This is a genomic window from Micromonospora sediminicola (genome assembly GCF_900089585.1).
Classification (GTDB): Bacteria; Actinomycetota; Actinomycetes; order Mycobacteriales; family Micromonosporaceae; genus Micromonospora; species Micromonospora sediminicola.
On the sequence record NZ_FLRH01000003.1, the window covers coordinates 1,854,289 to 1,867,518 of the forward strand.

14 protein-coding genes are annotated in these 13,230 nt (G+C 75.1%); 10 read left to right on the top strand and 4 right to left on the bottom strand.

Going from position 1 to position 13,230, the window contains the following annotated elements; all coding sequences use genetic code 11:
- Positions 1-77 precede the first annotated feature (77 nt).
- From nadD to GA0070622_RS33010, 10 genes are all read left to right on the top strand, one after another.
- Positions 78-674 (top strand): nicotinate-nucleotide adenylyltransferase, encoded by a 597-nt coding sequence (gene nadD / locus GA0070622_RS09330; RefSeq protein ID WP_091571955.1) that lies wholly within the window; start codon positions 78-80, stop codon positions 672-674.
- 110 nt (positions 675-784) lie between these two features.
- Entirely contained in the window at positions 785-1,189 is a 405-nt protein-coding gene (rsfS, locus tag GA0070622_RS09335; RefSeq protein WP_091571960.1) for a ribosome silencing factor, read from the top strand.
- Positions 1,186-1,815 (top strand): histidine phosphatase family protein, encoded by a 630-nt coding sequence (locus GA0070622_RS09340; RefSeq protein WP_091571963.1) that lies wholly within the window; start codon positions 1,186-1,188, stop codon positions 1,813-1,815. Before rsfS ends, GA0070622_RS09340 begins: the two co-directional genes overlap by 4 nt.
- Positions 1,816-1,863: 48 nt before the next feature.
- Entirely contained in the window at positions 1,864-2,712 is an 849-nt protein-coding gene (locus GA0070622_RS09345) for a DegV family protein (protein ID WP_091571966.1), read from the top strand.
- A 40-nt stretch (positions 2,713-2,752) separates the two neighbouring features.
- Positions 2,753-3,529 (top strand): SDR family NAD(P)-dependent oxidoreductase, encoded by a 777-nt coding sequence (locus tag GA0070622_RS09350; RefSeq protein WP_091571970.1) that lies wholly within the window; start codon positions 2,753-2,755, stop codon positions 3,527-3,529.
- 127 nt (positions 3,530-3,656) lie between these two features.
- Entirely contained in the window at positions 3,657-4,649 is a 993-nt protein-coding gene (locus GA0070622_RS09355) for a helix-hairpin-helix domain-containing protein (protein WP_342672776.1), read from the top strand.
- Positions 4,646-7,021 carry a ComEC/Rec2 family competence protein gene (locus GA0070622_RS09360; RefSeq protein ID WP_176710434.1) on the top strand — a complete coding sequence of 792 codons (2,376 nt, stop codon included), beginning with the start codon at positions 4,646-4,648 and terminating at the stop codon, positions 7,019-7,021. The genes GA0070622_RS09355 and GA0070622_RS09360 overlap by 4 nt, the downstream gene beginning before the upstream one ends.
- A 134-nt stretch (positions 7,022-7,155) precedes the next feature.
- Positions 7,156-8,136 (top strand): DNA polymerase III subunit delta, encoded by a 981-nt coding sequence (holA, locus tag GA0070622_RS09365; protein WP_091571975.1) that lies wholly within the window; start codon positions 7,156-7,158, stop codon positions 8,134-8,136.
- Complete coding sequence (locus GA0070622_RS09370) at positions 8,133-8,630, top strand: hypothetical protein (protein ID WP_245666155.1); 498 nt, start codon at positions 8,133-8,135, stop codon at positions 8,628-8,630. The genes holA and GA0070622_RS09370 overlap by 4 nt, the downstream gene beginning before the upstream one ends.
- A gap of 293 nt (positions 8,631-8,923) precedes the next feature.
- Complete coding sequence (locus GA0070622_RS33010; protein ID WP_245666156.1) at positions 8,924-10,267, top strand: hypothetical protein; 1,344 nt, start codon at positions 8,924-8,926, stop codon at positions 10,265-10,267.
- Between the two features lie 37 nt (positions 10,268-10,304).
- On the opposite strand, the gene GA0070622_RS09380 is transcribed toward GA0070622_RS33010, so the two are convergent.
- The 4 genes from GA0070622_RS09380 to GA0070622_RS09395 form a co-directional block, all read right to left on the bottom strand.
- A complete protein-coding gene (locus GA0070622_RS09380) occupies positions 10,305-10,919 on the bottom strand; it encodes an HDIG domain-containing metalloprotein (protein WP_218012410.1) in 615 nt (204 codons plus the stop codon).
- Entirely contained in the window at positions 10,916-11,476 is a 561-nt protein-coding gene (locus GA0070622_RS09385; protein WP_245666157.1) for a hypothetical protein, read from the bottom strand. The genes GA0070622_RS09380 and GA0070622_RS09385 overlap by 4 nt, the downstream gene beginning before the upstream one ends.
- A gap of 176 nt (positions 11,477-11,652) precedes the next feature.
- Positions 11,653-11,919, bottom strand: coding sequence for a 30S ribosomal protein S20 (rpsT, locus tag GA0070622_RS09390; RefSeq protein ID WP_091571988.1), 267 nt, complete (start codon positions 11,917-11,919; stop codon positions 11,653-11,655).
- Positions 11,920-12,154: 235 nt separating this feature from the next.
- Entirely contained in the window at positions 12,155-13,186 is a 1,032-nt protein-coding gene (locus GA0070622_RS09395) for a phosphotransferase family protein (RefSeq protein WP_425412758.1), read from the bottom strand.
- Positions 13,187-13,230 lie beyond the last annotated feature (44 nt).

Genomic DNA, 13,230 nt, shown 5'->3' on the forward strand with positions numbered 1-13,230 from the left:
CGGGTCGGGGCGCCCGCCCGGTACGGGCCCCGGCGACCCCGCCCGGGGGTCGCCGTCGCGCGGCCTACGATCGCGGGGTGGAGGAAGACATCCGGCGGATCGGCATCATGGGCGGCACGTTCGACCCGATCCACCACGGTCACCTGGTGGCGGCGAGCGAGGTGGCCGACCGGTTCGGCCTGGACGAGGTGGTCTTCGTGCCGACCGGACAGCCGTGGCAGAAGGCGGACGAACCGGTCAGCCCGGCCGAGGACCGCTACCTGATGACCGTGATCGCCACCGCCTCCAACCCCCGCTTCCAGGTGAGCCGGGTCGACATCGACCGCGGTGGCCCCACCTACACCGTCGACACGCTGCGGGACCTGCACGCCGAGTACGGCCCGAAGTCGCAGTTGTTCTTCATCACCGGCGCGGACGCCCTGGAGCGGATCCTCTCCTGGAAGGACCTCGACGACGTCCTCGAACTGGCCCACTTCATCGGGGTGACCCGTCCCGGTTTCGAGCTCTCCGACCAGCACCTCCCGGCGGACACGGTCAGCCTGGTGCAGGTTCCCGCCATGGCCATCTCCTCCACCGACTGCCGCGCGCGGGTGGGTCGGGGCGAGCCGGTCTGGTACCTGGTGCCCGACGGTGTGGTGCAGTACATCGCCAAACGGCGGCTCTATCAGCGGTGATCCCGCCCGTTACGTACCCGTATGCCCCGGTAACCAGCCAGAACTGCCAAGTCGCCACGTCGCCGGGTGTGAGAGGCTTGGAGGGTCGCACGGTTGATCGAAGGAGAACGGTGACAGTTTCCGAACGCGCGCACGAGCTGGCGATGGCCGCCGCCCAGGCCGCGGCCGACAAGAAGGCACAGGACATCGTCATCATCGACGTGGGCGATCAGCTCGCGATCACCGACGCGTTCCTGGTGGCCTCGGCGCCCAACGAGCGTCAGGTGCTCGCCATCGTCGACGCCGTCGAGGAGCGCCTGCTGGAGCTGCCGGAGAAGGCCAAGCCGATCCGCCGCGAGGGCGAGCGGGGTGGCCGCTGGGTGCTGCTCGACTACGTCGACATCGTGGTGCACGTGCAGCACACCGAGGAGCGCGAGTTCTACGCGCTCGACCGGCTCTGGAAGGACTGCCCGCAGATCCCGTTCGTGGATCGCGACCTGGCCGACTCGGCCGCCGGCACCGCCACCGCCGAATGACCCGCCTGATCATCTGGCGGCACGGCAACACCGACTGGAACGCGCAGAGCCGGGTCCAGGGCCAGACCGACGTGCCGCTCAACGACCTCGGCCGGGAGCAGGCCCGCGCCGCCGCACCCGTGCTGGCCGCGCTGCGCCCCGACGCCATCGTCGCCAGCGACCTGCGCCGGGCCGCCGACACCGCCGCCGCGCTGGCGGCGGTGACCGGGCTGCCCATCCGCGCCGATGCCCGGCTGCGCGAGCGGCACTTCGGCCAGTGGCAGGGCCTGGCCCTCACCGAGGTCGCCGAGCGCTTCGGAGACGAGTACGCCCGCTGGCGGGCCGGCGATCCCGACCCCGGCGCCGGCATCGAGAACCTGGACGACCTCGGCAAGCGGCTCGGCGCGGCGTTCCGCGATGCGGCCGACCTGGCTCCCGGCGGCACCGTGGTGGTGACCACCCACGGCGGCGGGGCCCGGCAGGGCGTCGGTCACCTGCTCGGCTGGGACCACGCGGTGCTGCGCAGCCTCGGCTCGCTGGCCAACTGCCACTGGACCGAGCTGCGCCACGACGAGGTCCGGGGCTGGCACCTGCGCGCGCACAATGTCGGGCTGATCACCCAGCCGGCGCTCACCGACGCGGTCTGAGGCGTCCGGCCCCGGCACGGCACCGCCACATCGGCTAGCGTGCCGGTCATGCCCGTAGCGGTCGTCACCGACTCCACCGCCTACCTGCCCCCCGAGCTGGTCCGCGCGCACCGGCTCACCGTCGTCCCGCTGACCGTCGTGCTCAACGGCGCCGAAGGGCTGGAGGGCGTCGAGACCTCCCCGGCCGACGCCACCCGCGCGCTGAGCGCCCGCCGGGTCTCGGTGAGCACCTCCCGCCCCGCCCCGGAGCAGTTCGCGCAGGTCTACCGCACGCTGCTGGCCGAGGGCGCCGACGGCGTGGTCTCGGTGCACCTGTCCGCCGAACTCTCCGGCACCGTCGAGGCGGCCCGGCTGGCCGCCGCCGAGGTCGGCGACCGCGTCGCCGTGGTCGACAGCCGCTCCACCGGCATGGGCCTCGGCTTCCCGGTGCTGGCCGCCGCCACCGCCGCCGCCGGGGGAGCCGACCTGACCGGGGTACGTGCGGCGGCGCTGGACGCGGTCGGCCGGACCACCATCTTCTTCTACGTCGACACGCTGGAGTTCCTGCGCCGGGGCGGCCGGATCAACGCGGCCGAGGCACTGCTCGGCACCGCCCTCTCGGTCAAGCCGATCATGCACATGCCGGACGGCGCGATCGTGGTGAAGGACAAGGTCCGGACCGCCAGCCGGGGCGTCGCGCGCCTGGTCGACCTGGCGGTCGAGGCGGCGGGGGACGCCGAGGTCGACCTCGGGGTGCACCACCTCGCCGCCCCGCAGCGCGCCGACCAGCTGCTGGTCGCGTTGACCGAGCGGTTGGGCGACCGGCTGCACGACACGTACGTCAGCGAGGCCGGCGCGGTGGTCGCCGCGCACGCCGGACCCGGACTGGCCTGCGTGGTCGTCCACCGCCGCCCGTGAGCCGGTGTCCGGGCCCCGTGCCCGCCACCCGGTGCGTCCGATGAGGGCCCGGTCGTACGTCGTCACCGGGGGCGGCCGGGGCGTGGGGCGGGCCGTCGTGGAACGGCTGGTCGACGACGGCGGCACCGTGGTCGTCGTCGAGCGGGACGCGGACGCGCTGGACTGGCTGGCCGGACACCCCGCCACCGAGCGGTTGCGCGCCGTGACCGGGGACGCCGCCGACGAGGCGGTCACCGAACGGGCCGCCGACCGGGCCGAGGCAGCGGCCCCGTTGGCCGGCTGGGTCAACAACGCCGCCGTCTTCCGTGACGCCGCGCTGCACACTGCCCCGGCGGGCGAGGTGTTCGACCTGATCGCGGTCAACCTGCGTCCCGCCGTGGTCGGCGTCGGCACCGCCGTACGCCGGTTCCTGGCCGCCGGCAGCGGCGGCGCGATCGTCAACGTCTCCTCCCACCAGGCCCGCCGGGCGGTCCCCGGCGCGTTGCCGTACGCCACCGCCAAGGCGGCGGTGGAGGGGCTGACCCGGGCGCTGGCGGTCGACTACGGTCCGCACGGCATCCGGGCCAACGCGGTAGCGCTCGGCTCGATCCACACCGAGCGGCACGCCGCCTTCCTCGCCGGGCTGGACCCGGCCGGGGCGGACCGGGTGGAGGCCGAGCTGGCCCGGCTGCACCCGGTGGGCCGGATCGGGCGCGCCGGGGAGGTGGCCGACGTGGTCGCGTTCCTGCTGTCGACGCGGGCCTCGTTCGTCAACGGCGTGACGCTGCCGGTCGACGGGGGCCGGGCCGCGCTCGGCCTCGACCCCGAGGCACGCTGACCCCCACCCCGATGGCCGGTAACACATCGACGGCATGATCGGGTAGCCGTCCACAGGTCGCCGTTGTCCACAGACGAGGGTCCGTTGGTCGTACCTCGGCGCGTCCTCGCCGCTAGCGTCCCGAGCCGTGTCAGACGACGAGGTGGCGACGGTGCGGCGACGGCTTGCCCGGTTGTTCACGCCGGTGGGTCGCGCGACCGCCGTACCGGCGCCCGCCGGCGGTGTGCCGCCCGCCGTCAGAGCGGCGGCCCCCGGTCCACCGTCGACCCACCCGTTCCCGGTGCCGGAGCACGGCGGACCGCGACGCGCGCCGGCCCACCCGTTCCCGGTGCCGGAGCACGGCGGACCGCGACGCGGCCGCCCGGAGCCCGGCCCGATGCCGCTGTCCGGGGCGGACCCGGCGTCGGGCGAGCCCGATCCCGACAGCTCCGAGGCAAGGTCACCCGGCGAGCCCACGCGTGGGCCGGCGTCCCGGTTGCCGGGGCCGGGCGCGTTCGACCCGGGCCGTCGCGGTGTCCGTGCCCTCGCCGCCGTGGCCGCGCTCGTCGTCCTGGCGGCCGCCCTCTGGGCGTGGCGCTCTCGTCCGACCGCCGAACCGGTGGGTCCGGTCGCGCCGGCCGGCGTGGCCGGGGAGGCGACACGGGAAGCGGCCGGCGCGACGACCGGGGCGGCGGCTTCGGCCGGCCCGTCCGGGCAGGTGGTCGTGGCGGTGGCCGGCAAGGTCCGCCACCCGGGGCTGGTGCGGCTACCGGCCGGCGCCCGGCTGGCCGACGCGGTGGAGGCGGCCGGCGGCGCGCTGCCCGGGGTGGACGTGGCGCTGCTCAATCCCGCCCGCAGGGTCACCGACGGCGAGCTGATCCTGGTCGGCGTCACTGCCGCGCCGGGGCAACCCGCACCCGGGCCGGCGGCCGGCGGCGGCCCGCCCGCGGGTCCGGTCAACCTGAACACCGCCACCCTGGCCCAGCTCGACGCGCTCCCCGGCGTCGGGCCGGTGCTCGCCCAGCGGATCCTCGACCACCGCGAGCGGCACGGCGGGTTCCGGTCCGTCTCGGACCTGCGCCAGGTCGAGGGCATCGGGGACGCCCGCTACGAGCAGCTCAAGGACCTGGTGACGGTGTGAGCGTCGACGACGCGGACGCCGCGTTGGACCTGCGGCTGGCCGGGTTCGCGGTGGCCGCGTGGCTCGCCGCGCTGGCCGGGCTGCACCTCGGCGTCCGGGCCCTCGCGGGGCTGTCCGCCGTCGCCGTCGCGCTCGCCCTCGTCGTGGCCCTGGGCCTGCGCGCCGGGCGGCACCACCCCGTCGAGCCGCTCCGCCGGTACGGCTGGATCGCCGTCGCCGTGCTGCTGGGCGCGCTCTGTGGGGCGGCGGCCACCGGGGCCCGGCTCGCGGTCCGGGACGCCGCCCCGGTGCGGGCGCTGGTCGCCGAACGCGCCCTGGTCACCGCCGAGCTGGTGGTCCGGGACGACCCCCGGCCGGTGCGCGGCGCACCCGGCCGCTCGACCATGCTGCTGGTCCGCGTCGACCTGCTGCGCCTCACCGGCCCCGACGGCGGTCGGCTCACCGGTCCGGTACGCGGCCTGGTGCTCGCCACCGATCCGGGCTGGCGAGGGCTGCTGCCGGGGCAGCGGGTCACCACCCGGGGGCGGCTGGCCGAGCCGCGCGGCGGCGACCTCACCGCGGCGGTGCTCTCGGTGACCGGGCCGCCGACCCGGCATGGGCGCGCGTCGTGGCCGCAGCGGGCGGCGGGCACGTTGCGCTCCGGGCTTCAACGTGCCTGCGAACCGCTGCCGGACGCGCCCGGCGGACTGCTTCCCGGCCTGGTGGTGGGTGACACGAGCCGGCTGCCACCCGAGGTGGAGGAGGACTTCCGGGCCACCGGGATGACCCATCTCAACGCGGTGTCGGGGTCCAACGTGGCCATCGTCGTCGGCGCGGTGCTGCTGCTGGCCCGCTGGGCACGCGCCGGCCCGCGTACCGCCGCCGGGTTCTGCGTGCTCGCGCTCGTCGGTTTCGTCATCCTGGTGCGTCCCTCGCCGAGCGTCGTGCGGGCCGCGGCCATGGGCGCGATCGGGCTCGCCGCGTTGGCCGCCGGCCGGTCCCGGGCGGCGTTGCCGGCGCTGGCCGCCGCGATCGCCGCGCTGGTGCTGCTCGACCCGGAGCTGGCCGGGGACCCGGGCTTCGCGTTGTCGGTCTGCGCCACCGGCGGGCTGCTGCTGTTCGCCCCCGGCTGGCGGGACGCGCTGCGTCGCCGAGGCGTGCCGGTGGGCCTGGCCGAGGCGCTGGCGGTCCCGGCGGCCGCGCAGCTCGCCTGCGGTCCGGTGATCGCCGGCATGTCCGCGACGGTCAGCCTGGTGGCGGTGCCGGCGAACCTGCTGGCGGTGCCGGCCGTCGCGCCGGCCACGGTGCTCGGCGTGCTGGCCGCGGTGCTGTCGCCGGTGTGGCCCGGCGGGGCCGAGTTCCTCGCCTGGCTGGCGAGTTGGCCGGCCCGCTGGCTGGTGACCGTGGCGGCCCACGGGGCCGTGCTGCCGGCCGGGACCCTGCCGTGGGTGGGTGGGGTGGTCGGCGCGCTGCTGCTGGCGGTCGTGAGCGTGGCGCTGCTGCTCGCCGCCCGCAGGCGTCGGGCCCGGCGGCTGGTCGCGGCCGTCGTGGTGGCGGTGGTGCTGGGCGCGCTGCCGGTCCGGCTGCTCGCCTCCGGGTGGCCGCCGCGCGGCTGGGTGGTGGTGGCGTGCGCGGTGGGGCAGGGTGACGCGCTGGTGCTGCCGGTGGCGACCGGTCGGGCCGTGGTGGTCGACGCGGGCCCGGAACCGTCCGGCGTGGACGCCTGCCTGCGCCGTCTCGGCATCCGTGAGGTGCCGTTGCTGGTGGTCAGTCACTTCCACGTGGACCACGTGGGTGGGGTGGCCGGTGTGTTCCGGGGTAGGCGGGTGAGCGCGGTGGTGAGCCCACCCTGGCCCGAGCCGGCCTACGGCGTCGCCCAGGTGCGCGAGGCGGCCCGCCGGGGCGGCGCCTCGCTGGCCCCGGCGCCGGCGGGATGGCGTTGGGGGCAGGGCGCGGTGCGGCTGGTCGCGGTCGGGCCGCCGTACCCGCTGCGCGGCAGCCGGTCCGATCCGAACAACAACTCCCTGGTCCTGACCGCCACCGTGTCCGGGGTGCGGATCCTGCTGGCCGGGGACGCCGAGACCGAGGAGCAGCGGGCGGTGCGGGAGACGCTCCCGACCGACGCGATCCGCGCCGACGTGCTGAAGGTGGCGCATCACGGGTCGGCGTACCAGGATCCGGAGTTCCTCGCCGCGGTCCGCCCGGCGGTCGCGCTGATCTGCGTGGGTGTCGACAACGACTACGGGCACCCCCACCCGGCTCTGCTGGGCCGGTTGGCCCGGGGCGGTGCGCGGGTGGTGCGGACCGACACCGACGGGGACGTGGCGGCGGTCCGGACCGCGACCGGCCTGGCGGTGGCGGTACGCGGCGCCGCCCCCGGACGGCCCCGGTGACCCGATGACGGACAGGAGGGAATCTTGGTGGGATAGGCGAGGATCAAGGCAAATGTCTGGATTTGCGTTGAGTGCGGGCTGTGCCGTCACAGTCCCCGATGAGCAGGCACGATCGGGTCGGAGGGCGTGCGAGTATGGGCGACGTGACCCCCGCCAGCCTGCCTCCTATTCTGCTCGTCCTCGGCGACGAGGAGCTGCTCGCCACGCGCGCGGTCACCGAAGCCGTGGCGCGGGCCCGTGAGGTGGACGCCGACGTGGACGTCCGGGAATACCAGGCCGGCTCCCTGACGGTCGGCGAGATCGACGAGATGTTGAGCCCGTCGCTGTTCGGCGGCCGGCGCGTGTTGGTGCTCCGCTCCGGCCAGGACGCCCGCAAGGACCTGTCGGCCGCGCTGCTGGCGTACGCGAAGAATCCCGACCCGGACGTGCAGCTGGTGGTGCTGCACCTCGGCGGGGCCAAGGGCCGGGCGTTCGCCGACGGGCTGCGGTCCGCGGGCGCCACCGTGGTGCCGGCGGCCAAGCTCAAGGGGCACCGCGACCGGGTGGCCTTCGTGCGGGAGGAGATCCGCCGCAACGGTGGCACGTGCACCGAGGACGCCGCCGAGGCCCTGATCGCGGCGGTCGGCGCCGATCTGCGCGAGCTGGCGGCCGCCTGCTCGCAGCTCGTCGCCGACACCGACGGGCGGATCGGGGCCGACACGGTCTCCCGCTACTACCGGGGTCGGGTCGAGGTGACCGGCTTCACCGTGGCCGACGCGACGATGGTCGGCGACGTTCCCGGCGCACTGGAGGCGCTGCGGTGGGCGCTGCACGTCGGGGTGGACGCGGTGCCGATCGCCGACGCGCTCGCCGACGGCGTACGGACCGTGGCCCGGGTCGCCTCGGCCGGCCGGGGCAGCGCCTACCAGCTCGCCAGCAGCCTCGGCATGCCGGCGTGGAAGATCGAGCGGGCCCAGCGCCAGGGTCGGGGCTGGACGCCGGAGGGCCTGGTCGAGGCGATGCGCGTGGCCGCCGAGTGCAACGCGGCGGTCAAGGGCGGCGCCGACGACCGGGCCTACGCGCTGGAACGGGCCGTCTTCTCGGTGGCCGCGGCCCGGCGGGGCGGCGCCCGGTGACCCGAGCGTGGTCGACCGTGCCGACGGACGAGGAGCGGTTCCGGCCGCTCTACGCCCGGGTGCTGGGCCTGCGCTTCGTCAACCCGGGCGGGGTGCTCTGCTTCCTCTTCTTCGAGGGGGCGGCGGCGCTGGCCGTGCTGCTCGCCCTCGCCGAGCTGGTGAGCTGGTGGGCGGTGCTGGTCCTGCCGACCGCGGTGGCGGTGATGGTCAAACTCAACGACGTCGTGGCCGAGATGGTCGTCCGCACCGCCGCCCAGGTCCCCGAACAGGAGCGGGACCGGTTCCGCCGGCAGATGGAGCCGGTCGTCGGGCGGGCCCCGGTGCCGACCACGGCCCGGGCGCTGCCCGGCGGCCCGGGCCTGGCCGAACCGGGGGCGCCGCGCCCGGCCGTTCCCTACCACCAGCCGGGACGATCCACGCTGCCGTTCGACCGGGCCGGTGAGCGGAGACGTGGGACCGAGCCGGGCGTGACCTGGCCGGACTCCTTCCGTTGACGACGGCACGCGCGGCACCGCAGGGCCGAACGTCGGGTGCGGGGACAGCTCGCCCGCATGCCGGCGAGCTCCGCTGACGTCGGTGCCGGTGGCCCGTGCGCCCGGGCCGACGAGGACCCCCACGGCGCGGACGTGACCTGCCACCATGGATCTCCACGCGGGCAGCGGAACGGCCGGCGTGCGGGGCAGGGGAGGCGACACGGTGCAGGTGGCGGCGAGCGACCGTTCGGGGCTGGCCGGGGGCCATGGCTGACGAGCGTCGGTTTCGCTCGTTGCAGGAAGCGGCCCGCTTCATGGAAGCCGAGATCGACCGGCCGGTGACACCTCGGGTGACCGACCTGGGCAACTCTCTCGTGTTGCGCACCCGATCGTTGGCCTTGACCGGCGGCCAGTTCACCAACGTCTACGACCTGAGCTGGGCGTCGAGCAGCAGCACCGCGGCGCTCCGTTTCACCCCTCGCCCCACCGCGGCCGTCGATGCGGCGCAGCACGCTCCGGCCACGTCCAGCGCCGCGTTCTTCACCCTGCTCGACGAGGCCTCCGGCCTGCCCGCGCAGACGAGCCTGAACCTCGCCATCGAGCAGGGCCGGGTGCTCAGCATGCCGGTGGTCGACCGTGAGGCGTTGGTGTCTCGGGCCGGGGCACTGTCGCTGTGCGATCTCACCGCAGCCGGCCACGTCGCCCTCAACGGTACCCAGCTGACCTGGACGGGCAGCCTGACCGACCGGCAGGCCGAGTGCTACGTCTTCGGTAACGGCAACATGGTGATCGACCGCCGGAACGATCCGGAGAAGGGCAGCGTGCGCGTCCTGGACGAGGCCTCACGCGTGACGCCCGCGCTGCCGCCGCGGGCCGACCGGGTCGATGTCGGTTTCACGCTGACCGGCGGCCGCGAGTTCCGGTCCACGGGCGTCGCCGTGGACGGCGGGCTCGACATCTTCGCCCACGACCTCGTGCTGAGGTGCCCGGCGCGGCACGTCGACCTGCGCGGTGACAACCTTCTGGAGATCCGCAGCGTCGGTGAGCTGCACGCGGACGCGTGGCCCGACTCCGCGGTCACGGTCGGGCCGTCGCTGGACGTCACCGACTTCGCCGCACACCCCATCAACACGGACCGGTCACTCGATGTCGCGCCGCCGTTCGCGCCCAGCAGGAGGGCGCGCATGGTGGTCTTCGAGGACCGGGCGGGCCGCACCCACCTGCGGCTGTTCGACGGCCGGCCAGGATCGCGGGTGTTCCAGGGTGTCACTCCGCAGGAGGCGCGGGACTCCGTCGCCGCCGATCCGGGATTCCGCTGGGGCTGCTTCATCGACGGTGGGCAGACGGCCAAGATGTGGGTCGCCCTCGACGGCGAACTGACCAGCTTCGGCAACCGGCACTACCTCCGGTGGCCGAAGGCCGACGAGGACGAGTTCGTCTGGGTGCCGGACACCGGCCGTCCGATCTCCAGCATCATCACCCTCCAGCACCGGAGCGAGACGCAGCGGGCGGTCGACGCGGCCAGAGCGGCGTCCCTGGCCCTTCCCCCACGCCCTCCCGTGGCCCGGACCGACCCGGACCTCTCCTCATCCTCCCGCCCGTCCGCGGCGGGGCCACCTCACCGGGGTCGGGACCGTGACGCCGGCAGGGGCAGGTGACACCCCCGGCTGACGGCGGGCGGGCGGCGCCGGGTGCTCAGATGATCGGGTGCCGATAGCGGTCGGACAGGAGGCGGAGATCGGGCTCGCCGAACCTCTCCACCAGCGCCGCGAACCGGGCCACCTTGTCCGCACCGAACCGCCGCACCCCGGCGGCGTAGGACGCCGCGGTCACGAACGTGGGCGGTGTCGTCTTGCTGTGGAACTTGTCCGCGTACAGCACCAGCTCTTCTTCCGGCGTGTCGGCCGTGTAGTCGGCCACCGGCAGTGGCAGGCACTGCCGCAGCACGTCCTCGCGAGTGAGCCCGACCCCGGTGTGGTGGGAACAGAACCTGCTCACCCGCTCGGAGAACCCGAGGTCGCGCAGGAGCGCATGCCCGAGCACCCCGTGGCGGACGTAGTTCGCGTGATCGAGTTCCCCGGTCGCCCCGTACAGGCGGTAGACACCGATGTCGTGCAGGAGGCTGCCCGCGCGGACCAGCTCGACGTTCAGATCCGGAGGGCACCTGTCGAGCAGCTGCTCGACCACGGCGCACACGATCCGGCAGTGGGTGTAGACGAGCGTGAAGGCTTCCTCGTGGGGTGCGATCCGTTCGTGCAGCGCCCGAATCTGCTCGTCCGTCGGGACTGCCAGCGCGTGCTCGACGGTCACGTGTCGACACCTGCCCGGCAGGGCCGCCACCAGTAGCCCGCGGCGCCGTTCGGGCCGAGGTTGCGGTAGCGGCTGCCCTGATCCGGTGTCGCCATGCGCAGCACGTCGAGCCAACGCACCTGGTGCAGGGTCTCCAGCAGGGACACGGGGGTCTCCGGATCGATCCACCAGATCTGACCGGGCCCGGCTACCCGGGGCTGGTCCCGATCCCCGAGCGGCCGGTAGAACGAGGTCACCAGCACCAGAGGCACGACACCGTTCCAGACCTCGGGGCCGGCCGCGCCCTGATCCCCGAGGAGGACCTGCCGCTGCTCATCGGTGCTCCGCTCGAACACCTCACCGGCATTGAGCAGTGCCTGGACCACTTCCCGGGCGTGCAGCGCCAGCGAGAGACGGGCCCGCATCCGCTCGGGCCCCGGCGCGAGATCCGGATAGCCGTCGATGATGAGGCCGAGGGCATCCTCCGCGCTGGGGGCGGAGACGAGCCGTCCGTCGTGGCGCAACTCCAGCGGCGACGAGGAGTCGCCCGGAGGCGAACCAGCAACCCGTACGACCACGCACTCTCCTGACAACCGTCGACCACAGCGCCGGGCTCAGGCCGCCAACTCTAACGGCAGCGCGCCGCGTCGACGGTCCCGCCCGGTCCGTCCCGGGCGGAGGACTCCGGGGAACGCCGACAGCCGGAAGCCCCGGGGCGTTGCCCCGGGGCTTCCGGTCGGGTCTACGGCGTTGGTCAGGCCGAGAACGACGCGACGCGCTTGGCGATCGCCGACTTCCGGTTGGCCGCCTGGTTGGCGTGGATGACGCCCTTGCTGGCGGCCTTGTCCAGCTTCCGGGTGGCCTCGCGCATGAGAACGCTGGCCTTCTCGGTGTCGCCGGCCTCGGCAGCCTCGTTGAACTTCCGGATGGCGGTCTTCAGCGACGACTTGACCGACTTGTTACGCAGCCGGCGCTTCTCGTTCTGCCGGTTGCGCTTGATCTGGGACTTGATGTTCGCCACGCGACAGCCTCGTCTTGATAGCTCGGGTTGGTCTGCATTCGCGCACGACGAGCATGCGTCATCGCCGCGCGAATAGCCAGGCTACCAGGTCGGTCCCGGACGAGCCAAAACGCCTCCGGGCGACCCCGCCACCAGCATGCCGTCGCAACCCGGGATCACGCAGATCGGCACCACCTCGGGGAGGTGGTGTGGTCCGGGCCCGTGCGACACCGCCACTTCCCCGAGCTGGTGTGGATCAATGAGCTGGGGTGGATCCAGCGGGGCGCGCCCAGGACCAGCCTTGCCGCTCGGCCAGCCAGGTGAGCGCCTGCTCGCCGCTCCAGCGCCGGTGGGCGCGCAGGTGCGCAGACATCGTCGACGGCCCGGCGGCGGCGCCGGTCAGGTGGTAGCCGGCCAGCGCGGCGAGCGTCACGTCCAGCGCGTCCTCGGGCGCGCCCGCCACGGCCGGGTGGCGGGCGAAGGCGGCGTCCGCGTCGAGGCCGCTGGCGTACGCGGTGAGCAGCAGGCCGGCCAGGTCGAACCAGGCGGGCCCGTGGCAGAGCCAGGTCCAGTCGCACAGCCAGGCGCGACCGGCGGGGTCGAGCAGGAGGTTGTCCACCCGCAGGTCGCCGTGGGCCAGCCCGGGGGCGGCGTCGGCGTAGCCGGGGAGGCGGGACTCCAGCGCGACCAGCTCCGCCAGCGGGGCCCCGGCCGCCGGGGCGGGGAGTGGTTCGCGGCCGGCGGCCACCTCGCCCCACCAGAGGATGTCCTCCCGGGCCAGGTCGGCGAGGCGGGGCAGCCCGAGCGCGGCGAGGTCACCGGGCGGGTCGGCGAGCGCGGCGGCCACCTCGGCGTACGTGGTGAGGGCGGCGTCCAACTCGGCCGGGTCCCAGGGCAGCCGGGGGACGCGCCCGTCGATCGCGTCGAGGGCCAGGGCGTACCAGCCGGCCGCGGTCAGCGCCCAGCGCGGCCGGGGCACCGGCAGGCCGGCGGGGAGCCGGGCCAGGACGGCGGCCTCGTGGGCGTGCCAGTCGACCAGGTGCCGCTGCCCGTCCAGCGCCGCCGCCTTGACGAACACCGGGTCGCCGCCCGGGCCGGTCAGCACGGCGGCGAAGCCGCGGGTGAAGCCGCCGCCGGCCACCCGGACCGCCGCCGGTGGGCCGCCGAGCCGGGCGGCCAGCGCGTCACGCAGCCCCGGCGGCAGGTCGACCCAGCCGGGCCGCTCGGCCGTGGCCCCGTACGCGACGGGGGGTAGCGAGATCGCACGCACCGCACCATGCTGCCGCACCGACGGCGCCCGGTGTGGGCCGCGCCGTCGGTGGGCTCTGCCAG